19 protein-coding genes are annotated in these 21,746 nt (G+C 66.2%); 11 read left to right on the forward strand and 8 right to left on the reverse strand.

Features of this window, described 5'->3' with window-relative positions:
- Positions 1-4 precede the first annotated feature (4 nt).
- A complete protein-coding gene (locus tag IT549_RS06755) occupies positions 5-961 on the forward strand; it encodes an acyl-CoA dehydrogenase (RefSeq protein ID WP_292971180.1) in 957 nt (318 codons plus the stop codon).
- Here the strand turns inward: IT549_RS06755 and IT549_RS06760 are convergent.
- The 4 genes from IT549_RS06760 to IT549_RS06775 all read right to left on the reverse strand — a co-directional run bounded on the left by IT549_RS06760 (position 958) and on the right by IT549_RS06775 (position 4,926).
- Positions 958-2,073, reverse strand: a complete 1,116-nt coding sequence (locus tag IT549_RS06760; protein WP_292971183.1) for an acyl-CoA dehydrogenase family protein — start codon at positions 2,071-2,073, stop codon at positions 958-960. The two genes, IT549_RS06755 and IT549_RS06760, sit on opposite strands and share 4 nt — an antisense overlap.
- A 16-nt stretch (positions 2,074-2,089) precedes the next feature.
- Positions 2,090-2,998, reverse strand: a complete 909-nt coding sequence (locus tag IT549_RS06765; RefSeq protein ID WP_292971185.1) for a hypothetical protein — start codon at positions 2,996-2,998, stop codon at positions 2,090-2,092.
- Positions 2,999-3,114: 116 nt separating this feature from the next.
- The gene (locus IT549_RS06770) at positions 3,115-4,002 is read right to left on the reverse strand and encodes a hypothetical protein (protein ID WP_292971188.1); all 888 of its coding nucleotides are present in this window, start codon (positions 4,000-4,002) and stop codon (positions 3,115-3,117) included.
- 12 nt (positions 4,003-4,014) lie between these two features.
- A complete protein-coding gene (locus IT549_RS06775) occupies positions 4,015-4,926 on the reverse strand; it encodes a LysR family transcriptional regulator (protein WP_292971191.1) in 912 nt (303 codons plus the stop codon).
- 107 nt (positions 4,927-5,033) lie between these two features.
- Here IT549_RS06775 and IT549_RS06780 point away from each other — a divergent pair, with 107 nt between their 5' ends.
- The 4 genes from IT549_RS06780 (at position 5,034) to IT549_RS06795 (ending at position 7,292) form a co-directional block, all read left to right on the forward strand.
- The gene (locus IT549_RS06780) at positions 5,034-5,732 is read left to right on the forward strand and encodes a pirin family protein (RefSeq protein ID WP_292971193.1); all 699 of its coding nucleotides are present in this window, start codon (positions 5,034-5,036) and stop codon (positions 5,730-5,732) included.
- A gap of 43 nt (positions 5,733-5,775) precedes the next feature.
- Entirely contained in the window at positions 5,776-6,177 is a 402-nt protein-coding gene (locus IT549_RS06785; protein ID WP_292971196.1) for a DoxX family protein, read from the forward strand.
- Positions 6,178-6,266: 89 nt separating this feature from the next.
- Positions 6,267-6,668 (forward strand): response regulator transcription factor, encoded by a 402-nt coding sequence (locus IT549_RS06790; RefSeq protein WP_292971198.1) that lies wholly within the window; start codon positions 6,267-6,269, stop codon positions 6,666-6,668.
- A 96-nt stretch (positions 6,669-6,764) separates the two neighbouring features.
- Entirely contained in the window at positions 6,765-7,292 is a 528-nt protein-coding gene (locus tag IT549_RS06795) for a DUF4199 domain-containing protein (RefSeq protein ID WP_292971201.1), read from the forward strand.
- Here the strand turns inward: IT549_RS06795 and IT549_RS06800 are convergent.
- The 4 genes from IT549_RS06800 to IT549_RS06815 all read right to left on the reverse strand — a co-directional run bounded on the left by IT549_RS06800 (position 7,289) and on the right by IT549_RS06815 (position 16,937).
- Complete coding sequence (locus tag IT549_RS06800; protein WP_292971203.1) at positions 7,289-8,725, reverse strand: glutamate synthase subunit beta; 1,437 nt, start codon at positions 8,723-8,725, stop codon at positions 7,289-7,291. The genes IT549_RS06795 and IT549_RS06800 overlap by 4 nt on opposite strands.
- 5 nt (positions 8,726-8,730) lie before the next feature.
- Positions 8,731-13,371, reverse strand: a complete 4,641-nt coding sequence (gene gltB / locus IT549_RS06805; RefSeq protein WP_292971205.1) for a glutamate synthase large subunit — start codon at positions 13,369-13,371, stop codon at positions 8,731-8,733.
- 236 nt (positions 13,372-13,607) lie between these two features.
- A complete protein-coding gene (locus IT549_RS06810) occupies positions 13,608-15,659 on the reverse strand; it encodes a hypothetical protein (RefSeq protein WP_292971206.1) in 2,052 nt (683 codons plus the stop codon).
- 48 nt (positions 15,660-15,707) lie between these two features.
- Entirely contained in the window at positions 15,708-16,937 is a 1,230-nt protein-coding gene (locus IT549_RS06815; protein ID WP_292971208.1) for a TIGR04063 family PEP-CTERM/XrtA system glycosyltransferase, read from the reverse strand.
- Between the two features lie 68 nt (positions 16,938-17,005).
- Between IT549_RS06815 and IT549_RS06820 the strand changes: the two genes are divergently transcribed.
- The 6 genes from IT549_RS06820 (at position 17,006) to IT549_RS06845 (ending at position 21,497) form a co-directional block, all read left to right on the forward strand.
- On the forward strand, positions 17,006-17,134 hold the full coding sequence (locus tag IT549_RS06820) for a hypothetical protein (protein WP_292971209.1): 129 nt from the start codon (positions 17,006-17,008) through the stop codon (positions 17,132-17,134).
- Positions 17,103-18,497, forward strand: a complete 1,395-nt coding sequence (locus IT549_RS06825) for a DUF5935 domain-containing protein (RefSeq protein WP_292971212.1) — start codon at positions 17,103-17,105, stop codon at positions 18,495-18,497. The genes IT549_RS06820 and IT549_RS06825 overlap by 32 nt, the downstream gene beginning before the upstream one ends.
- Positions 18,498-18,561: 64 nt before the next feature.
- On the forward strand, positions 18,562-19,011 hold the full coding sequence (locus tag IT549_RS06830; RefSeq protein ID WP_292971215.1) for a MaoC family dehydratase: 450 nt from the start codon (positions 18,562-18,564) through the stop codon (positions 19,009-19,011).
- A gap of 52 nt (positions 19,012-19,063) precedes the next feature.
- Positions 19,064-20,248: an acetyl-CoA C-acyltransferase gene (locus IT549_RS06835; protein WP_292971217.1), complete on the forward strand. Its 1,185-nt coding sequence runs from the start codon at positions 19,064-19,066 to the stop codon at positions 20,246-20,248.
- 1 nt (position 20,249) lies between these two features.
- Positions 20,250-20,810, forward strand: a complete 561-nt coding sequence (locus IT549_RS06840) for a carboxymuconolactone decarboxylase family protein (RefSeq protein ID WP_292971219.1) — start codon at positions 20,250-20,252, stop codon at positions 20,808-20,810.
- A 57-nt stretch (positions 20,811-20,867) separates the two neighbouring features.
- Positions 20,868-21,497: a DUF4126 domain-containing protein gene (locus IT549_RS06845; RefSeq protein WP_292971220.1), complete on the forward strand. Its 630-nt coding sequence runs from the start codon at positions 20,868-20,870 to the stop codon at positions 21,495-21,497.
- Positions 21,498-21,746: the final 249 nt, after the last annotated feature.

Below are 21,746 nucleotides of genomic sequence, written 5' to 3' on the forward strand. Positions count from 1 at the left end.
CGCCATGGCTCTTGACCTTCCCCTGACCGACGAAGCCGCGCTGCTGCGCGATGCGATCCAGCGTTACCTGGCCGATGTGCCCCGCCCCGACTGGTCGGGGCTGGCCCGGGATCTGGGGCTGATGGGGGTCGGCATTCCCGAAGACCAGGGCGGAACCGGTGGCGGCGCGATCGAACGCGCGCTGGTGGCCGAGGCGCTGGGGCCAGCGCTGGCCGCGGGTGACTGGCTGTCGCACAGCCTGGCCGCCACGCTGCTTGCCCGGCTGGCGCCCGGTCATGCGCTGCTGGGCGACCTGGCGAGCGGGGAGCAGCGGATTTCGCTGGCACTGGGCGATGATCCACGGGCCTTTGCCCAGGTGCCGGGCGGGGCCGGGGCCGATTGGCTGCTGGCAGTGACCCCGGCGGGGGCCCGGCTGGTGCCGGCCGCTGCGGCCGAGCGGCGCGTGCGGGCGATGTTCGATGGGACCGAAACCGCCGATTTCACGCTTTCGGCCGACGCCGGAGAAGCGCTGGCAGGCGGCGTTGACGTCTGGCCTTGGGCCAGCAACGCCGCGCTGACCGGGCGCTGCGCCGAAGCGCTGGGGCTGATGGCGCGGATGCATGCCGATACTGCGGCCTACCTCAACCAGCGTGAGCAATTCGGCCAGCCGATCGCCCGCTTCCAGGTGCTGCGCCACCGCATGGCCGACATGCACATGGCCCTGCTCAAGGCCGGCGGGCTGATCGAGCGCGCGGTGCTGGCCGAAGGCACGCCCGGCTGGGATCACGCGGTCAGCGCCGCAGTGGTCGAATGCGGCGATGCGGTGCGGCTGGTCGGCGAAGGCGCGATCCAGCTCCACGGCGGGATGGGCGTGACCGAGGAGCTGGAACTGGGCGGCATGTTCAAGCGCGGCCTGACCATCGCCGCAGGGTTCGGCAACCGCAGCGCGCACTTGGCGCGCCATGCGGGGACCCTGGTCTAACCCAGCGAGACCCGGGCGATCAGATCGCGCTGGATCTCGTTCGAGCCGGCATAGATCGTCGCCGCGCGGCCGTTGAGATAGCGGGGCACGGCGGTCGCCAGCCGGTCGTTCGACTGGCCATCGGGAACGCACCAGGCTTCCGCTCCGGCAATGTCGCAGGCCAGCACCGCAATCCGCTGTTCGGCCTCGGTTCCCTGGACCTTGAGCACCGAGGCATAGAGCGCCGCTTCGGCCCCCTTGGCACCGATCGATTTCATCTCGATCGCTTCCAGCGCCTCAACCGTCACCGCCTCGCGGCGCAGCCGGTCCTGCAACACCGGATCGTCGTCCGCTTCCTCGCGCAGCTTGCCCAGCTGGGCGAACAGGGTGGGGGCATAGCGTCCGCCGCGTTCGAACGTCAGCAGGTATTTGGCGACCGACCAGCCGTCGTTTTCCTCGCCCAGCCGGTTGGCCACCGGCACCCGGACATTGTCGAAGAACACCTGGTTCAGCTCATGCTCGCCGGCCAGGCTGATGATCGGATCGACCTTCAGCCCCGGCGTCGCCATGTCGATCAGCAGGAAGCTGATCCCGGCCTGCGGCTTGCCCTCGCTCGACGTGCGCACCAGCGCGAACATCCAGTTGGCGTGGTGCGCGTGGGTGGTCCAGATCTTCGACCCATTGAGCACGTAGTGATCGCCATCGCGATCCGCCCTGAGCTTGAGCGAGGCGAGGTCCGATCCCGAACCCGGCTCGGAAAAGCCCTGGCACCAGTAATGCTCGCCGTTGAGGATGCGCGGCAGGAAGAAGTCCTTCTGCTCCTGCGTGCCGTAATGCATCAGCACCGGCGCGACCATCTTGAGCCCTTGCGGCATCAGGCTGGGCGTGCCGGCCCGGGCGCATTCGGCGGAGAAGATGTACTTCTGCATCGCGCTCCAGCCCGGCCCGCCATATTCCACCGGCCAGTCGATCGCCGCCCAGCCGCGCGCGTGAAGCTTGGCCTGCCAGGGCATCGAATGCTCGGGCTCGGAAAAGACGCTGGTCTGGCGCCGCCCGGCACGGGCCAGCTCCTCGTCCAGGTTGTCGGCCAGAAACTGGCGTACTTCAGCGCGGAAGGCGGCAAGATCGGTCATGGCCGGGTCAGGATCCTCAGTTGGCGGCCGGTGCCGAAGCTGCCGCAGCCGGGGCGGCAGCAGCGGCGGCAGCGGCGGCAGCAGCGGCCGGGGCCTTGAAGCCGCACTGCTTCTGTTCCATCGCGATCTGCTTGGTGATCCGGCTGGCGTTTTCCTTGTAGGCTTCGGTCACCGAACCGCTGTTGACCTGCTTGCCGCGCAGGGTCGAAACGTCGCTGCACAGGTGGAAGACGTGTTCGGTATCGGCCTTTTCGCCAGCCTTTTCAGAAGCAATCCAGTAAACCTTGTCGAGCCCGTTCGGGTTCGCATCGCTCTTGGTTGCTTCGGCCACGGCCTTGGAATCGCGGGCAATGTCCTGCGCCTGCTGGGCCACTTCGGGTGAACAGGCAGTGGTCGGCTGGCCCGATTTGATCTGGCTGGCGCACAGGTTCATGTCTTCGGTGTACTGTTCAACCGAAGGCGGCTTGAAATCGATCCCCAGCACGGTTGCCAGCAGGGCCAGCGCCACGCCCACGCCGCCGGCGATCTTCTTGTTCTTGGGATCCATGTCCTTGTCGAGGAAGATCAGCGCCAGCAGCGGCAGGAAGGCGATCACGGTGATGATCGCGCCCAGCTGGTTCTGGACGAAGAACCGGAAGGCGTCGGCGCGGCTGGCCGGATCGTGGGTGTTGGCCTTCTTCCACAGCATCGAGCCGCCGATCGCGAAGACCGCGATCACGACCAGAAGGCCGATCAGCAGCGCCAGGTTGCCCGACTGGAACTTGCCCTGCTTGAGCAGGACGATACCGGCAATTTCGGTGCCGATCGCCACCACCCAGCACAGCGCGGCATAGATCCGCAGCTTCTTGGCCGCGTCCTTCTGCCCCTGGTTGGCCGCCCAGGCCCTGGTTACGTCTTGTTCGGCTGCCGGTTGGTTGTCTGCCATGATCGGACCCCATCATCGGATTGCGGGCGCCGCCCCTCGCGGTGCCCTGGCAATCGTTATATCGCGTGATGGGTAACCCAAGTGCCGGGGCTAGGCCAGCCCCATTTGCAGCCCGCTTATCCCAGCCTTCGCAGCATGGCCGCAGCCATTCGCGTCCCGAATTCAGGGCCTTGCAGCGGATAGAGATAGGGTTCGATCGTCTCGGCCTCGATCACTGCCAGCCGGCCATCATCCAGCCGGACCATGTCGATCCGGGCATAGAGCGGGGCCTGTTCGAACGGCAGCATGGCCATCACCGCTTCCGCTGCGGCGCGATCGGCCGGGGCCGGCTCGACCGCCACCTCGACCCCGCCGTACAGCGACTGGATCCGGTAGTCGCCCGCCGCCGCCCGCTTGATCAGGCCGTGGCTGAACTGGCCATCGATGAAGATGAAGCTGTGCTCGCCCTCGTGCTGGATCGCGGAGAGGAACGGCTGGATCATCGCCGGCTGGTCCAGCCGCCAGTCGGCCGGGGGCGGGTTGCCGCGTGAAAAGCTGTCCTGCCCGACCGCACCCGCGCCGACCCGGCGCTTGACCACCACCCGGTCCGCGCCGAAATGATCGAAGGCCGCCGCCACTTCGGTGGGGCCGGCACCTTCGGGCCACAGGGTCGGGATCGTCACCGCGCCGCGCTCAGCCAGGTCCCTGAGATAGAGCTTGTCCGAATTCCAGCGGATCACCTCAACCGGGTTGCAGACAGTCACCCCGGCCGCCTCCAGGTCTTCCAGCCGGGCCAGGAATTCGTCCTTCGCATCGGTATAGTCCCACGGCGTGCCCAGATAGGAGAGGTCGAAGGTGGACAGTTCCGCCATGGGCGCGCGCCAGTCGATCCCGACCAGTTCGGCGCGCCCGGCCAGCCCGGCATTGATCGCATCGAACAGCAGGTCATGCTCGAACGCATCGGCGCGGCGGGTGGGTGATCCGGGCAGGGTTTCGGGGCAGGCGAGGAAGGCAATGCGCGGCAAGATCGGGCTCCGTCAGGGTGCGGGGTGGGGCGGGCAGAGCCGTTCCTGCAGCGCGCGGCGCACCCATTGCCGCGCGGGTCCCGGGGGGCAATCGCGCCGCCACAAGGCGTGGAAGCGATAGTCGACCGAAGGCGCTTCAGGCAAGGCCAGCCGCACCAGTTTGCCCGCCGCCAGATCCGCTTCGATGGCCGGCCCGGGCATGTTGCCCCAGCCGATCCCTTCCAGCAGCAGCGCATGCTTGGCGCCCAGGTCGGCCAGCCGCCAGGTGCGTGATGCGGTGACCGAGAAATCCCGCCCCTCGGTCAGCGGCGAGCGGTCGGACAGCACCAGTTGCAGGTGCTGGCGGGCGATCCCCGGCGGGATCGGATCGAGCCGGGCGAGCGGATGGCCGGGCGCGGCCACCGGGATCAGTTCAACCGATCCGATCAGCGTGCGGTCAAGTTCGGGAAAGGCGTCCGAAAGCGGCCCGGTCACCCCCAGATCGGCCCGGTTTTCAAGCAGCATCGCGGCCACCCCGCCCAGCGCCTCGACATGCAGGCGCAGGTCCACCGTGGGGAAGGCCTGGATGAAATCCTTGAGCAGCGCCGCCAGCACCGCAGGGGGATACATCACGTCGATCGCCAGGGTCAGTTCTGCCTCCAGCCCCTGGTGATGGTCGCGCGCCTTGGCCAGCAGCGCGTCCATATCGGCGGTGACGGTGCGCGCGGCATCGAGCAGCGCGCGCCCGGCCTGGGTCAGTTCGGGTTTGCGCGATCCCTCCCGCTCAAACAGCGTCAGGCCCAGCTGGGCTTCGATCTGGGCAATGCCATAGCTGATCGCCGAAATGGCCCGCCCCAGCCGCCGCGCGGCGGCGTTGAAGCTGCCCTCGTCGGCCACGGCCAGGAAGATGCGAAGCTGGTCAAGCGATGGCTGGCCTAGGTTCATGTTCGAATATCCTGAACATTTGAACGCAATTTATCTGAGCTTTGCGATCAAGCTGCAAGCCCTATCTGGCGCTTCAACACCGGCGGAAACGCCAATGGAGACAAACAATGATCGAACTCAGACCCTTTGCCAGCCTGGGCGCGGCCAACCACGGTTGGCTTGATGCCCACCACCACTTCTCGTTCGCCGGCTATCACGATCCGGCGCGGACCCAATGGGGCAGCCTGCGGGTGTGGAACGACGACCTGATTGCCGCCAAGAGCGGCTTTCCCCCGCATCCGCACCAGGACATGGAAATCGTCACCTATATCCGCACCGGGGCGATCTCGCACCGCGACAGCCTGGGCAACGAAGGCCGGACCGCCGCCGGGGATGTCCAGGTGATGAGCGCCGGGACCGGGATCCAGCACGCCGAATACAACCTTGAGGACGAAGCGACGACGCTGTTCCAGATCTGGATCCTGCCCGATGCGCGCGGCCATGCCCCCAGCTGGGGCACCCGCCCGTTCCCGCGCGAAGACCGCTCGGGTCAGTTCGTGACGCTCGCCTCGGGCCTGCCCGGCGATGACGAGGCGCTGGCGATCCACGCCCGGGCCCGGGTGGCCGGCGCGCTGATCAGGGCCGGCGAGACGGTCCGTTATGAAACCGGACCCGAACGCCATGTCTATCTGGTCCCCGCCACCGGCCGGATCCGGATCGGCGAAATCGAGGCCCAGGCCCGCGACGGCGTGGCGATCACCGGCGAATCCGCCATCGAAATCACCGCGCTGGAAGACAGCGAAGTGGTGCTGGTCGATGCGGCCTGAATTTCACCAAGACCCGAATTTTTGACAAGGGGAGTACCAGACCATGACCGATACCCAGACCAATCCCGTTTCCAACGATGCCGTGGCGCTGGTCGCCCGGGTGCTGCTGGCCGCGATCTTCCTGCTGAGCGGGCTTGGCAAGCTGGCCGATCCGGCCGGCACTGCCGCCTATATCGCCTCGGCCGGGCTGCCCGCCGCCACGCTGGGCGCCTGGGGCGCCGGGCTGCTTGAAACGCTGGGCGGGCTGGCGCTGATCAGCGGCTACCGCGCGCGCACCGCCGCCGTGGCCCTGGCGCTGTTCACGCTGGTCGCAGCCGTGTGCTTCCACGCCAATTTCGCCGACCAGATCCAGATGATCATGTTGATGAAGAATGTGGCGATCACCGGCGGGCTACTGCAACTGGCGATCACCGGCCCGGGCCGCCTGGCGCTGGGCCGCCGTTAGGCTCCTTGCTCGACCCACCCCCGACGCGTCGGCCTTTCACTTGAGGCCGGCGCGTCCTCGTGGCACGCTGGCGCATCATGGCGCGTGTGATGCTGACATATGGAGCCGCGCTGGCCGCGCTGGCGCTGCTGGTTGATTGGCTCGGCTGGCAACAGGCCCGCATGGCCTGGTCGACACCGGTCTATGTGCTGGCGATCGCACTGCTGTTCGCGGCGCTGGGGATCTGGCTGGGCACGCGGCTGGTCCCGCGTGCGCGGGCGGTGCCGTTCGTGCGCAATGACAAGGCGCTGGCCGCGCTGGGGATCAGCCCGCGCGAATGCGAAGTGCTGGAACTGCTGGCCCAGGGTGCTTCGAACAAGGTGATCGCGCGGCGGCTCGAAATCTCGCCCAACACGGTCAAGACCCATGCCGCGCGCCTGTTCGAAAAGCTGGGGGCGAGCAGTCGCACCCAGCTGGTTCACAAGGCGCGGGAACTGGAATTGCTGCCGTAAATTGCGGTGACGGGCGCCAAATCACCCTTTCGGGCGATAGCTTCGGGGCAGGTGCGGGCTTAGCCCCGCGGCACCAACCAAACGGGGAGAACGACAATGCAACGCATGATCCTGACTTACGGAGTGATCGCCGGCACAATCGAACTGGCGCTGCTCGCCATCACGATGGGCCTGGTCAGCGACCACGGCAACCTGGGCATGGTGCTGGGTTACCTGTCGATGCTGATCGCGATGAGCATGGTCTTCGTCGGAGTGAAACGCTTTCGCGACGAGGTGCAGGGCGGAGTAATCAAATTCGGCAAGGCCTTTGCTGTAGGGCTGGGCATCGCCGGGGTGGCCGTGCTGTTCTATGTGCTTGGCTGGGAAGCCTACCTGTGGTCAACCGATTACACCTTCATGGCGGAATTCACCAAGACGATGCTTGCCCAGCAGCAGGCAGCTGGCGCTTCAGCGGCGCAACTCGCGCAGCTCAAGGCCGAGATGGCTGGCTATGTCGAACTCTATGCCAACCCGGTTACCCGCATGGCACTGACCGCCAGCGAGATCTCGCCGGTGGCGCTGCTGATGCCGCTGATTTCGGCTGCGCTGCTGCGCAACCCGCGCTTCATGCCGGCCAAGGGCTAGCGTGGCAGCTCGCTCGATCCCATCAGCATCTGGTCAACCGCGCGGGCGGCCTGGCGGCCTTCGCGGATCGCCCAGACCACCAGGCTCTGCCCGCGCCGCATGTCGCCGCAGGCAAAGATCTGCGGATCGCTGGTGCGATAGCTGAAGGTGTCGGCAAAGACGTTGCCGCGCGCGTCGAGATCGACCTTGGCCTGATCGAGCAGGCCCTGCTTGCGCGGACCCAGAAAGCCCATCGCCAGGAAGATCAGGTCGGCCTTCAGCGTGAAGAGGCTGCCCTCTACTTCCTGCATCTTGCCGTCCTGCCATTCGACCCGCACGCATTCCAGCCCGGTTACCTGGCTGCCCTTGCCGACCACACGCTTGGTCAGGATCGCCCAGTCGCGATCGCAGCCTTCTTCGTGGCTGGTCGAGGTGCGCAGCTTCATCGGCCAGTCGGGCCAGGTCAGCGCCTTGTCTTCCTTTTCGGGCGGGCGCGGCATGATTTCGATCTGGGTGACCGAGGCGGCGCCCTGGCGGATCGAGGTGCCGACGCAGTCAGACCCAGTATCGCCGCCGCCGATCACCACCACGTGCTTGCCGGTGGCGGTCAGCGAGCCGCGCGGTGCGGCGCGTACTTCCTCGTCGCCGGCATTGCGCTTGTTCTGCTGGGTCAGGAATTCCATCGCAAAGCGCACGCCCGGCAGTTCGAAGCCGGGGATCAGCAAGGGGCGCGGATCTTCCGCTCCCCCGGCCATGACGATCGCGTCGAAGTTTTCCTTGAGGCTGGCGACCGAGACCGTGACGCCAACCTCGGTCGAGGTGCGGAATTCCACGCCTTCGGCCATCATCTGCACCAGCCGGCGCTGGATCAGGTGCTTTTCCAGTTTGAAGTCGGGGATGCCATAGCGCAGCAGCCCGCCAACCCGGTCGTTCTTCTCGAACAGCACCACCGAATGTCCGGCGCGCGCCAGCTGCTGGGCGGCGGCCATCCCGGCCGGGCCCGAACCCACCACCGCAACGCTCTTGCTGGTGCGGCGGGTGGGGATCTGCGGCACGATCCAGCCTTCGTCCCAGCCCTTGTCAACGATCGCGCATTCGATGCTCTTGATCGTCACCGGCTGGTCGGTGATGTTCAGCGTGCAGCTGGCCTCGCACGGCGCGGGGCAGATCCGTCCGGTGAACTCGGGGAAATTGTTGGTCGAATGCAGCACGTCCAGCGCGGCTTGCCAGTCCCCCTCATAGACCAGGTGGTTCCAGTCCGGGATGATGTTGTTCACCGGGCAGCCGTTGTGACAATAGGGGATGCCGCAATTCATGCAGCGGCTGGCCTGCGCCTGCAGCGCCGGTGCCTCATGCGGGACCACGAATTCGTGGTAGTGGCCTACGCGCTCCTTGGGGTCCGCATAGGTGCGGTCCTGACGATCGACCTCGAGAAAGCCGGTTTCCTTGCCCATTTCGATTACTCCGCGGCTACCGAGGCGGCAGCCAGCCGCTCGGCCTCGAGTTGTTGCAGTGCCTTGGCATAGTCGCGCGGCATCACCTTGACGAACTTGCCCAGCGTCCCGGCCCAATCGTCAAGCAGGGCCCGGGCCCGCTTCGATCCGGTGTGCAGGTGGTGGCGTTCAAGCAGCACGCGCAGGCGTTCGGCATCGTGGCGCAGCATATCGCCCATGCCCGAATTACCGGCGCCGACCGGACGCTGCTGGGGCCGGCCCGCACCGTCTTCCTCGTCGCGCTCCGCCGCGATTGGCAGCAGATCGACCTGGGCCTGGTTGCACAGCGCGGCGAACTGGCCGTCCGCGTCATAGACATAGGCGATCCCGCCCGACATGCCCGCGGCGAAATTGCGCCCGGTCTTGCCCAGCACGGCAACCACGCCGCCGGTCATGTATTCGCAGCCATGATCGCCGCAGCCCTCGACCACCGCGACCGCGCCCGAATTGCGCACGGCAAAGCGTTCGCCGGCCACGCCGTTGAAGAAGGCTTCCCCGGCGATCGCGCCATAAAGCACGGTGTTGCCGACGATGATGTTGTCGGCCGCTTCGCGATCGACATGGCCGGGCTGGCGGACGATCACGCGCCCGCCCGAAAGGCCCTTGCCGACATAATCGTTGGCGTCGCCTGTCAGCTCCAGCGTCACCCCGTGGGCCAGCCAGGCGCCGAAGCTCTGCCCCGCGACCCCGGTCAGCTTGATCATGATGGTGTTGTCGGGCAGCCCGCCATGGCCATGACGCCGGGCCACTTCGCCCGACAGCATCGCCCCGACGGTGCGATTGACGTTGATCACCTTGCGTTCGATCAGCACCGGCGATGCCTTGTCCAGCGCATCGGTGGCCGCCGCGATCAGGTCGACGTCCATCGCCTTGTCGAGCCCGTGGTCCTGGGTCTGCGACCAGCCGAGCGAGGGGCTGTCGCCCAGCGGGGCCTGGTACAGGATCCGGCTGAGGTCGATGCCCTTGGCCTTCCAGTGATCGATCGCGCTGCGGGTGTCGATCCGGTCGACCCGGCCAACCATTTCGGCGACCGTGCGAAACCCCATTTCGGCCATGATCGCGCGCAGTTCCTCGGCGACGAAGAAGAAGTAGTTGATCACGTGTTCGGGCTGGCCGGTGAAGCGCGCGCGCAGCACCGGGTCCTGGGTGGCAACGCCCACCGGGCAGGTGTTGAGGTGGCACTTGCGCATCATGATGCAGCCCGCGGCGATCAGCGGCGCGGTGGCAAAGCCGAACTCGTCGGCGCCCAACAGCGCGGCCACTGCCACGTCGCGCCCGGTGCGCAGGCCGCCATCGGCCTGCACGCAGATGCGGCTGCGCAGGTTGTTGAGCAGCAGCGTCTGCTGGGTTTCGGCCAGGCCGATTTCCCAGGGTGAGCCGGCGTGCGTCAGGCTGGTCAGCGGCGAAGCGCCGGTTCCGCCTTCATAGCCAGAGATCGTCACGTGATCGGCGCGGGCCTTGGATACGCCTGCGGCAACCGTGCCGACCCCGACCTCGCTGACCAGCTTGACCGAGATCCGCGCGCCGCCGTTGACGTTCTTGAGGTCGTGGATCAGCTGGGCCAGATCCTCGATCGAATAGATGTCGTGGTGCGGCGGCGGGCTGATCAGGCCAACGCCGGGGGTCGAATGGCGGGTTGCGCCGATCGTCTTGTCAACCTTGTGACCGGGCAACTGCCCGCCTTCGCCGGGCTTGGCGCCCTGGGCCATCTTGATCTGGATGTCATCGGCGTTGACCAGGTATTCGGTGGTCACCCCGAACCGGCCCGAAGCGACCTGCTTGATCGCGCTGCGCAGGTTGCGACCATCGGGCATGGGCTTGAAGCGGGTAGGATCCTCGCCGCCTTCGCCGGTGTTCGACTTGCCGCCGATCGCGTTCATCGCCGCGGCCAGCGTGGTGTGTGCTTCCCAGCTGATCGAGCCATAGCTCATCGCGCCGGTGGCAAAGCGCTTGACGATCTCGCTGGCCGGTTCGACTTCGGACACGTCCAGCGGGCGATCGGCCTTCTTCAGTTCCATCAGCCCGCGAATGGTCAGCATCCGGCTCGACTGGTCGTTGATCGACTGCGCGAAGGCCTTGTACTTGTCCGGACTGTTGCCGCGCACTGCGTGCTGCAGGTTGGCCACGTTGTCTGCGGTCCAGGCATGTTCCTCGCCGCGCAGGCGCAGCCCGTACATCCCGCCGACGTCCAGCATGGACTTGTAGATCGGGTTATCGCCATAGGCTGCGGCGTGGCGCCGCACGCTTTCCTCGGCCACCTGGTCCAGGCCAACGCCCTCGATCGTGGTTGCGGTGCCGGTGAAGTACTTGTCGATGAACGCGCTCGACAGCCCGACCGCGTCGAAGATCTGCGCCCCGCAATAGGACTGGTAGGTCGAAATGCCCATCTTGGACATGACCTTGAGGATCCCCTTGCCGACCGCCTTGATGTAGTTCTTCTGCACTGCCTTGGCCTCAAGCGGCAGGCCCTTGCGCAGGCGGATTTCCTCAAGCGTTTCGAACGCGACGTAGGGATTGATCGCTTCGGCGCCATAGCCCGCCAGTACCGCGAAGTGGTGCACTTCGCGCGCCTCGCCGGTTTCGACCACCAGCCCGGTCTGCATGCGCAGACCCTGACGGACCAGGTGGTGATGGACGGCGGCGGTGGCCAGCAGCGCCGGCATCGGGATCCGCTGGGGCCCCTGGGCCCGGTCCGACAGGATCAGGATGTTCTTGTCGGCCAGCACCGCTTCGGTCGCGGCCCAGCACATTTCCTTGAGCGCCATTTCCAGGCCATCGGCCCCGCTGGCCGCGTCCCAGGTGATATCGATCGTTTCGGTCCGGAACGCCCCGTCAAGCGCGGCCTCGACCGAACGGATCTTGGCAACTTCGTCGTTGGTCAGGATCGGCTGATCGACTTCCAGCCGCTTGTGCGTCCCGGCTTCCCGGCCCAGCATGTTGGGGCGCGGGCCGATCATGCTGACCAGGCTCATCACCAGCTCTTCGCGGATCGGATCGATCGGCGGGTTGGTGACCTGGGCGAAGTTCTGCTTGAAATAGTCGTAGAGCAGGCGGCTGCGGCTTGAAAGCACGGCGATCGGCGTGTCGGTGCCCATCGACCCGATCGGATCGTCACCCTGGCTGCCCATCGGTTCAAGGAACTTCGCGAGGTCTTCCTGGGTATAGCCAAAGGCCTGCTGGCGATCGAGCAGCGTGGTGGTTTCAACCGGCAGCTGCGCCAGCTCGGGCTCGATCAGGTCCAGGTCCTTGAGCTTGTACTGCGCGGCTTCCAGCCAGTCCTCGTAAGGCTGTGCGGCGGAAAGCTGGGCCTTCAGTTCCTCGTCCTCGATGATCCGCCCTTCGGCAAAGTCGATCAGCAGCATGCGCCCGGGCTGCAGCCGCCACTTGCGCACGATGTTGTCTTCCTTGATCGGCAGAACACCGCTTTCGCTGGCCATGACCACCAGATCGTCATCGGTCACGCAGAACCGCGCCGGGCGCAGCCCGTTGCGATCAAGCGTGGCGCCGATCTGGCGCCCGTCGGTAAAGGCGACGGCCGCAGGGCCGTCCCAGGGTTCCATCAGCGCGGCGTGGTATTCATAGAAGGCGCGGCGCTTGGCATCCATCAGCGGATTGCCGGCCCAGGCTTCGGGGATCAGCATCATCACCGCGTGGGCCAGGCTGTAGCCACCGGCCAGCAGCAGCTCGAGCGCGTTGTCGAGGCAGGCGGTGTCGGACTGGCCGTGCGGGATGATCGGCCACATCTTGTCGAGATCGGGGCCCAGCAGCTCGCTTTCCATGGTGCGGCGCCGCGCGTTCATCCAGTTGACGTTGCCGCGCACGGTGTTGATTTCGCCGTTGTGGGCGATCAGCCGATAGGGGTGCGCCAGCTTCCAGCTGGGGAAGGTGTTGGTCGAAAAGCGCTGGTGAACCAGCCCCAGCGCCGAAACGCAGCGCGGATCCTCAAGATCCCGGTAGAAGCTGCCGACCTGGGTCGCCAGCAGCAGCCCCTTGTAAACCACCGTGCGGGTCGAGAAGCTGGGCATGTAAAGCTCGGTCAGGCCGGGCATGCCATGCTTTTCGGCCAAGGCTGCCAGCGGGTTCTGGGTCTGCTTGCGGATCGTCAGGATCTTGCGCTCGAACGCGTCCTGATCGGCGCAGTTCTCGCCCCGGCCGACGAAGCACTGGCGGATCACCGGCATCTCGTTGAGCACGGCGCGGCCCAGGCCGTCCGGGTTCACCGGCACGTCGCGCCAGCCGATCAGTCGCTGGCCTTCCTTGGCGATGAACTTTTCGAAGGTGCCGATCACGAAGCTGCGCGCAGCCTCGTCCTGCGGCAGGAAGCACATGGCCACGGCATAGTCGCCCTCGGCCGGCAGGGTCAGCCCCGCATCTGTTGCCCACTCGCGGTACAGCGCGTCGGGCAGCTGGATCAGGATCCCGGCCCCGTCGCCCAGCAGCGGATCCGCCCCGACCGCTCCGCGATGGTCGAGGTTTTTGAGCACTTCCAGTGCCTGGGTAATGATGCCGTGGCTTTTCGCGCCCTTGATATGGGCAACAAAGCCCACACCGCACGCGTCATGCTCGTTCCCCGGATCATACAGCCCTTGTGGCGATGGAAATGCCATTTCGATTTCGTCCCGTGTTGGCGCCAAAGCGCGGCGATTCGCAGGCGCGGACCCGCAAATCGCCGATTTCCGGCAATTAAGCGCAACATTCCCCGCCGCGAAACGCAGCAAAAATTGCGCCATGACCCCCCATGACGACACGAAACTGTTTTTGCAACTGCGAAAGAAACAAGAAAGGCTTGGCCGCGGCCAAGCCTTTCTGTGAATAGGTTTTCAAAGCTGGCCGAAGGGCCGGATCAGGCGGCGCCGCTCATCCGTTGCAGGTTCGCCAGGGCTGCGCGAAGCGCCTGATCGGCTTCACCGGCTTCGACTGCCGGCGGAGCCATGTTGGCGGCGACCGGCTGGGCCTGTCCTGCGGCAGCAGGCGCGTCGAAGCGGCGGAACGGCGTGGCGTCGGGCGCTGCGCCAAAGGGGATCGGCTGGGCCGGAGCCTGTCCGGGGAAGATGACCACCGGCTCGACCGCTTCAGTCTGCGGAGCCGGATCCTCGATCCGCACAAATGGATTGCGATTGGCGGCGATCCCCAGCAACGAGCCGAAGCTGTCATCGCTGGCGACATCCTCGCTCGCCTCTTCTTCCAGCAACTGGACTGCTGCAGCGGGGGCCGCGACCGGTTCGGGTGCGGGTGCGCTGACTGGTGCGGCCACCGGCGGCATCGCCGGCATGGCGATATGGCGCGGCGGAAGCAGGCTCGGGTCGGCCGCCATGTCTTCCTCGATAAAGGCATCGAGGGCGAGCGGCTGCATGGCGCGCGGCAAAGCCGGTGCGACGGGTTCCGGTTCGGCGACCGGAGCGAAGGCCTCGGGATTGGCCGGGGCGGCCAGGGCAGCCGGAACTTCCGGGACCGCCGGATGTTCAGCCGCAACCACGGGCTGCGTTGCTTCATAGGCCACCGGGATCGGCGCTGCCGTGGGCGCGACCACCGGGATGAAAGGTGCCTCGGCTACTTCGAGCGGGGCCTCATAGCCGGCCGGGATCGGCGCTGGCGTCACAGGTTCAGGGGCGACGGCAACCGGTACCAGCGGTGTGACCGGTTCAACCGGCAATTCCGCAGTGGCGGGCAGGACCGGCGCGGCATCGCTGACGGGTGCCTCAGCCGCCGGTGCGACCTCGGCGGCGACCGGTGCGGTGCGCGCGGCGCGGCGGCGGCGCATCGATTCGGCCAGGCGCGCGGCAAGGTCGGTCATCCCCAGCGAGGCCGGGCTGGGCAGCGGCTCGGGCTCGGGCTCGGCCCGGGGTGCTTCGACCGGCGCTTCGACCGCAACCACGGGTGCGGCGGTGATTTCAGGTTGCGGCGCGGGCTCGAAGGCCTGCGGGATCGGCGGTGCTTGCGGAGCCGTGGCCGCCACAGGAGCAGGCTCGGCTTCGGGGGTGACTGCACGCGGCGCGAACAGCGGCTGGGCCTCTTCCTGCTCGAACACAGTGGTCTGGAAGCCGGCGGCCTTGACGAAATCCTGCGGGACGTGATCGTCTTCGATTGCGGCACCAAAAATCTGGCGCGGTGCTTCGGGCTTGGGCTCGGGCAGAGTCATGCCGAAAACCTGACGGCCATCGGCATGGGCGGCCTGACTGGCCGGGCACGGCGCGGGTGCTGCGGTTTCGGTATTGAAGACCTGACGCTGCGCCTCGATTGCGGCCGGAGCGGCGATCGGTGCACTCGGCGCCGCGACAGGGGCGGCGTTCGACCAGTCAAGATTGACCGGCTGGGCCGGCGGCGCCGGTTCGGGGAACGCACCCAGTTCAAGCGGCTGGGCAGAGTCAGCCGGACCATCCTCGATGGTTACGCCTGAAATATCGAAGACCTGCGGATTGCCGCCAGGCAGCGGCGCCATGTCGTGGGGCACGAAATCTTCCTCCTCGTGCTCGATTGCCAGCGCGCGGCGGCGCGGAGCCAGAACACCGGCTGATTCCGGATGGGTGGTGGCGTCGGCATAATGCCGGGGTGCCGGCGGTTCCTCGCGGCCAAGATCACGGCCCGAACGCTTGCGCTCGTGGGCGACCGGTCTGGGCCGAGTGATGCGGCGGGCGATCACCAGGCCGATTACCGCGCCCAGGGCGGCCATCAGCAGCGCCATCAGGATCCTTGCGGTAACGCCCAGCGGCGGTGCGGCGGCGGGAATCAAAAGGTCGATGTGACTCTTGAGCACCAAACCTTCGATCAGCGATGGCCGTACGGCCAGACTGCCCAGCCCGAAGGCCGCGCCAAACCACAGCGCCACGACAGCCGGGAACAGCTGATGGCTGGTGATTGGCTTGCCCTTGGCCGCTTTGCGCTGTTGCTTGGCCACTGTGCCTTGAACCCCTGTTAGTCCGTCCTTCGCCCCGGTTCGGCAGCCTCAAGCGGCAGCAGAAACGCGGCAATCCACTGAAAGGGCTAACAGCCTTTGGTAAACATCGTGATAACGATGAACATTATGTGCCCAGTCATGGCTGGTGCGAACGTGCTCCAGACCGGCGGCGCGCAGCGCGTCCCAGCGCTCGGGCGCGGCGAGCAGGTCGGCCAGCGCGGCGGCGCAGGCGGCAGGATCGTCGGGCGTGAAGAGGGTGCCGGTCTCGCCATGCCTGATCAGTTCGCGGTGCCCGCCAACGTCCGATGCGGCCACCAGCTGGCGCTGGGCCATCGCTTCCAGCGGTTTGAGCGGGGTGACCAGATCGGTCAGGCGGCTCTTCTTGCGGGGATAGGCCATCACATCGACCAGCGCATAATATCGTTCGACCTCGCTGTGCGGCACGCGACCGACAAAGCGGATCGCGTCAGCCGCCGGGCTGGCCTGGGCCTGGGCCCTGAGTGCGCCTTCCATTGGCCCGCCACCGACCAGCAGCAGCCGTGCGTCAGCAATCCGGGCGGTCAGCAACGGCATCGCCGCGATCAGGTCATCAAGACCCTCGTAGTCATAGAAGCTGCCGATGAAGCCGATCACCGGCCCCTGTCCCAGCCCCAGTTCGGCCCGCAGTGCCGGATCGGGCGCGACCGCTTCGCCAAACAGCGCAAGGTCCACCCCGTTGGGGCTGATCGTGATCTTGGCCGGATCGGTGCCGCGCCGGACCAGGTCGTCCTTCAGGCCCTGGCAGATCGTCACCACCGCATCGGCGCCGGCCACCACATGGTTTTCCAGCGCGCGGGTCAGGCGGTATTTGACATTGCCTTCCTTGCCGGTTCCGTTCGAAACCGCCGCGTCTTCCCAGAAGGCGCGGATTTCATAAACCACCGGGATCCCCAGCCAGCGCCCGGCAATCAGCGCGGCCTTGCCGCACAGCGCCGGCGAATGGGCGTGGAGCACATCGGGACGCCAGTCCTGCGCCAGCGCGATGATCGCGTCGGCCAACTGGTTGATCTCGCGCCATTCGCGCAGGCCCACCGGCCCGCCGGCTTCACCCCGGGTGCGGTGGAACAGGATTCCGTCGCACTCTTCGGTATCGGGACCGTCCTGCAAATGCCTGAGGCCGGTGATTCCACGCACTTCCAGCCCCGCCGCCTGCTGCGACTTCAGGATCGCGCGGGTACGGAAGGTATAGCCGCTGTGGAGCGGCAGCGAATGGTCAAGAACGTGCAGGATGCGGGTCATGGCCGCATTCCCTAGGCCAAGACTGCTTAACGGCGCGTCAACCCGCTGCTGCTAGGGCTCTGCCCACAATGATCGACTATTTCTCCCTGGCGCTGACCCATGGCTTGCTGGCGATTGCCTGCTGGCGATTGCTGCAGCGCCAGGAGCTCGACCGCGAGCCGGGCAATGCGCCGGAAAGGGACGAGCCGCGTGCTTGACCTGGCGATCACCCTTTTCACGCTGGCGTTCCTGGCGCTGGGGTTCCGCAAGCCGTTCCTGTGGGTGCTGGCCTTTCTCTATATCGATACGCTCAGCCCGCAGATGATTTCGTACCGGCTGCTGGCATCAATGTCGATTTCGCTGGTGGCATTCGTGCTGGCCTTTGGCGGCTGGGTGGTGCTTGATGACAAGCGCGACAGCCGCTTCACCATGCGTCAGGGGATCATCGCGGTGCTGCTGGTCTATTGCGGGCTCACCACCATGTTTGCCGACTTCCCGGTCGAGGCGGCGGACAAGTGGGCGTGGGTCTGGAAAGCGCTGGTCTTTGCGATCTTCCTGCCGCTGACGCTACGCACGCGCCTCAGGATCGAAGCCGCCGCGCTGGTCATGGTCCTGTCGGTTGGCACGATCATCATCAACGGCGGGATCAAGACGCTGGGCGGCGGTGGCGGCTATGGCACGCTGCACTTGCTGATCGACACCAATTTCGGCCTGTACGAAGGCTCGATCATCTCGCTGGTTGCGATCGCGGTGATTCCGCTGATCCTGTGGCTGATGAAGCACGGGACGATTTTTCCACCCGACTGGCGGGTCAAGCTGTTCGGGGTCGCGCTGATCTTTGCCTGTGCGCTGATTCCGGTCGGCACCCAGGCGCGCACCGGGCTGGTCTGTCTGGGTCTGCTGGCGGTGCTGTCGCTGCGCACGGTCAAACGGCGCTTCCTGTATCTGGGGATGATGGCCGGCCTTGTTGTGATCGCCATTCCGTTGCTGCCCGACAGCTTTACCAAACGGATGAACACGATTGAAAACCACCAGGCCGACCAGTCCGCCTCGACCCGCATGGCGGTGTGGATGTGGACGCTCGACTATGTGAAAGACCATCCGCTGGGTGGTGGTTTCGACGCCTATCGCAGCAACAAGGTCAAGGTCGAACTGGTCAAGGTCGAAGGCGAAGGCAACAACACCTCGCGCGATGTTACCGAAGTTGAAGAGACATCCCGCGCCTATCATTCCAGCTATTTCGAGATGCTGGGCGAACAGGGCTGGCCCGGCCTGTTCCTGTGGCTGTGGCTGCTGCTGTCGGGGCTGTGGCAGATGGAGAAGATCCGCGCCCGCTGGAAGAACCGCACCGGCGAAGGCGAAACCTGGCAGGCGCCGCTGGCCAACGCGTTGCAGCAGTCCTTGCTGGTCTACATGCTGGGCGGTGCCTTCGTCGGAATCGCGTTCCAGCCGTTCTGCTACATGCTGATCGGGCTGCAGTGCGGGCTGTGGTCCTATCTCAAGCGAGTCGATTCGCCGACCGGGCCGCAACTGCGCACGAAACCCGCACTCAGCATCGGCAATGCCGTAGCGGCACGCTAGCGCGTGTTGCACCGCAGCGCGGCTTGGGCCATGACTGCGCCTTTCCGAGGACAAGGAGAGGCCAATGACCCCCCAAGAAATGCAGGCCAAGACCGGCGAAGTGATCGGCGTTTCGGACTGGTTCCACGTCACCCAGGAACGGATCAACATGTTCGCCGAGGCAACCGGCGATCACCAGTTCATCCATGTTGACGAGGAAAAGGCCAAGCTGACCCCTTTCGGCGGAACCATCGCTCATGGCTTCCTGACGCTGTCGCTGCTGCCGGTGCTTGGCGCGATGACCCAGGGCGCGCGCGTCGATGGCGTCAAGATGGGCGTCAACTATGGCGGCAACAAAACCCGCTTCATCTCGCCCGTGCGCGCCGGCAAGCGCGTGCGCAGCCACACCAAGCTGCTCGAACTGGTCGAGAAGCGCCCCGGTCAGTGGCAGCAGACCAACGAAGTGACCATCGAGATCGAAGGCGAAGACAAGCCCGCGCTGATCTGTGAATGGATCACGATGTTCTTCGTGTGATCGACTCCCTCCCCGGGGAGCCGCACCAGTATAACCAATCAAGGAATTACCCATGGCACGTGACGCAGTCATCGTTTCCACCGCCCGCACCCCGCTGACCAAGGCGGCGCGCGGCGCTTTCAACAACACTACCGGCGCCACGCTGGGCGCCTTTTCGATCCGCGCCGCGGTCGAACGTGCCGGGATTGACGGCGCCGAAGTCGACGACGTGCTGATGGGCACCGCGGTGCAGCAGGGCTCGACCGGCGGCAACGTCGCCCGCCTCGCCGCGCTGCGCGCCGGGCTGCCGGTCTCGGTTCCGGCGATGACGATCGACCGCCAGTGTTCGTCGGGCCTGATGACCATCGCCACCGCCGCCAAGCAGATCATCGTCGACAACATGGACATCTGCGTCGCTGGCGGCGTGGAAAGCATTTCGAAGGTGGTCGGCAGCGGCAAGATGTTTGTCGAGCCGGACCGCCAGCTGCTCGAAATGCATCCGCACATCTACATGCCGATGATCGGCACCGCCGAAGTGGTGGCCAAGCGCTATAACATCAGCCGCGAAGCGCAGGACGAGCTGTCGCTGCAATCGCAGCAGCGGACCGCCGCAGCCCAGGCAGCTGGCAAGTTTGCCGATGAGATCGTGCCGTGCAGCGCGACCATGGCGATCGTCGACAAGGAGACCAAGGAAGTTTCGTACAAGGACGTCGTCGCCGACCGTGATGACTGCAACCGTCCAGAAACCACGCTGGAAGGGCTGGCCAGCCTCAAGCCGGTGATGGGCGAAGGCAACACGATTACCGCCGGCAACGCCAGCCAGCTGTCTGACGGTTCGTCAGCCTGCGTACTGATGGAAGCCAAGGTCGCTGAAAAGCGTGGGCTGACCCCGCTGGGCCGCTATGTCGGCATGGCGGTGGCCGGCACCGAGCCTGATGAAATGGGTATCGGCCCGGTCTTCGCGATCCCCAAGCTGCTCGAGCGCAACGGCCTGAAAATGAACGACATCGGCCTGTGGGAACTCAACGAGGCTTTCGCAGTGCAGGTGCTGTACTGCCGCGACAAGCTGGGCATTCCTGATGAGCTGCTCAACGTCAACGGCGGCTCGATCTCGATCGGCCACCCCTTCGGCATGACCGGCGCGCGCTGCACCGGCCACGCGCTGATCGAAGGCAAGCGCCGCGGCGCGAAGTACGTGGTGGTGACCATGTGCATCGGCGGCGGCCAGGGCGCGGCCGGCCTGTTCGAGGTTCTGTAAAGTGAGGCTTCCCGCGCCCCGGATTGCCCCGCTCAGCGATGAGCAGCTCCCTCCGGCGGCGCGGGAGGTGCTCGATGCACTTCCCGAATACGCCCGCGGCTTCAACATTTTCCGCACCCAGGCGCACAATCCGGAGGCGCTCGCCGCGTTCCTTGCCTGGGGCAACTACGTCTTGTCTGCGCGCAACAGCCTGACGCCGCGCCAGCGCGAACTGGCGATCCTGCGCACCGGCTGGAACTGCAAGGCCGGTTACGAATGGGCCCAGCACGTGGTGATCGGCCTCAACTCCGGCATTGCCGAAAGCGAGATCCCCGCGATCAAGGCCGGACCCGATGCGCTCCACTGGGACCCGCTTGAGGCGGCGATCCTGCGGGCCTGCGACGAACTCGGCCAGAACCACCACATCGCCGACGCCACTTGGGCAGAGCTGGCCCCGCTGGGCGATACCGGCCGGGTCGATCTGATCTATACCGTCGGCCAGTACACCCAGGTTTCGATGCTGCTCAACAGCTGCGGGGTCCAGCTCGATCCCGGCCTGCGCCGCGATCCCGATCTGGGCTGAGCTTGCCATTCTTGCGGGCAAAGCGCATTCTCTGCGCCTGACGGGGAGTGCAGCATCATGACCGAAAGCCTTGGCATCGTTGAAATTCTCGGCATCGCGGGCTCGGTCAGCTTGCTCTCTGGCTGGCGGCTCTACCTCACTGCCTTGGCCACCGGCCTCGCCATGCATTTCCAGGTGCTGCCGCTGCCCGAACATCTGCAATCGCTGCAAGTCCTGGCCAATCCCTGGGTGATGGGCGTGGCCGGGCTGGCCGCCTTCATGGAATTCTTCGCCGACAAGGTGCTGTGGCTCGATTCACTCTGGGATACGGTCCACACCTTTATCCGCCCGGTCGGCGGCGCGCTGCTGACGCTGGCGGTAATCGATCCGGCCGATCCGGCCACCCAGGCAATTGCCTTCATCCTGGGCGGGGGGGCCTCTCTGCTGGCGCATGGGGGCAAGGCCAGCGCGCGGGCGGTGGTCAACACCAGTCCCGAACCCTTCAGCAATGTAGCGGTGTCCACCTTGGAAGACGTCGCTACCACCGGACTGCTCTATCTGGCCTATACCAACCCGGTTGCCGCCGGGGCAGTGGCCCTGGTGCTGCTGGTACTGACCCTGGCGCTGATGGTCCTTGCCTGGCGCGTGCTGCGCCGGGTGGTCTTGCGGGTGCAGGACGAACCTGCCCCGTCAGCGCCAAAGTCTTAGAGCCTGTCCTGATTAGGTGGAGGCATCGTCATCGCATCTGGAAGGCCGCTGTATAGACGCGGCGTGCGGCAGGAGCTGGTTGCCCCTGCAAGCGACGCGACGCCGCCAGCGGCCTTCCTGAGGCGACCCCGCAGGGGCGGGCCGAATTTGGCCCAGCGCCGCGTTGCTCGTCGGTCACTATGCAACGGCATGGCTCCCTCCTCGCGCCTCACGCTGAGCCAAATTCGGCTCCGCGTCGACGCCTCCGCC

It is taken from the genome of Novosphingobium sp. (assembly GCF_020852455.1).
Taxonomy (GTDB): Bacteria; Pseudomonadota; Alphaproteobacteria; order Sphingomonadales; family Sphingomonadaceae; genus Novosphingobium.

Excerpts from the sequence above, each read along its gene's own strand:
- IT549_RS06825 (WP_292971212.1), top strand. The coding sequence starts at position 17,103 with ATGCGCCGGAAAGGGACGAGCCGCGTGCTTGACCTGGCGATCACCCTT.
- gltB (WP_292971205.1), bottom strand. The coding sequence starts at position 13,371 with ATGGCATTTCCATCGCCACAAGGGCTGTATGATCCGGGGAACGAGCAT.
- IT549_RS06845 (WP_292971220.1), top strand. The coding sequence starts at position 20,868 with ATGACCGAAAGCCTTGGCATCGTTGAAATTCTCGGCATCGCGGGCTCG.
- IT549_RS06780 (WP_292971193.1), top strand. The coding sequence starts at position 5,034 with ATGATCGAACTCAGACCCTTTGCCAGCCTGGGCGCGGCCAACCACGGT.
- IT549_RS06755 (WP_292971180.1), top strand. The coding sequence starts at position 5 with ATGGCTCTTGACCTTCCCCTGACCGACGAAGCCGCGCTGCTGCGCGAT.
- IT549_RS06795 (WP_292971201.1), top strand. The coding sequence starts at position 6,765 with ATGCAACGCATGATCCTGACTTACGGAGTGATCGCCGGCACAATCGAA.
- IT549_RS06815 (WP_292971208.1), bottom strand. The coding sequence starts at position 16,937 with ATGACCCGCATCCTGCACGTTCTTGACCATTCGCTGCCGCTCCACAGC.
- IT549_RS06760 (WP_292971183.1), bottom strand. The coding sequence starts at position 2,073 with ATGACCGATCTTGCCGCCTTCCGCGCTGAAGTACGCCAGTTTCTGGCC.
- IT549_RS06830 (WP_292971215.1), top strand. The coding sequence starts at position 18,562 with ATGACCCCCCAAGAAATGCAGGCCAAGACCGGCGAAGTGATCGGCGTT.
- IT549_RS06765 (WP_292971185.1), bottom strand. The coding sequence starts at position 2,998 with ATGGCAGACAACCAACCGGCAGCCGAACAAGACGTAACCAGGGCCTGG.
- IT549_RS06820 (WP_292971209.1), top strand. The coding sequence starts at position 17,006 with ATGATCGACTATTTCTCCCTGGCGCTGACCCATGGCTTGCTGGCGATT.
- IT549_RS06775 (WP_292971191.1), bottom strand. The coding sequence starts at position 4,926 with ATGAACCTAGGCCAGCCATCGCTTGACCAGCTTCGCATCTTCCTGGCC.
- IT549_RS06835 (WP_292971217.1), top strand. The coding sequence starts at position 19,064 with ATGGCACGTGACGCAGTCATCGTTTCCACCGCCCGCACCCCGCTGACC.
- IT549_RS06785 (WP_292971196.1), top strand. The coding sequence starts at position 5,776 with ATGACCGATACCCAGACCAATCCCGTTTCCAACGATGCCGTGGCGCTG.
- IT549_RS06790 (WP_292971198.1), top strand. The coding sequence starts at position 6,267 with ATGCTGACATATGGAGCCGCGCTGGCCGCGCTGGCGCTGCTGGTTGAT.
- IT549_RS06800 (WP_292971203.1), bottom strand. The coding sequence starts at position 8,725 with ATGGGCAAGGAAACCGGCTTTCTCGAGGTCGATCGTCAGGACCGCACC.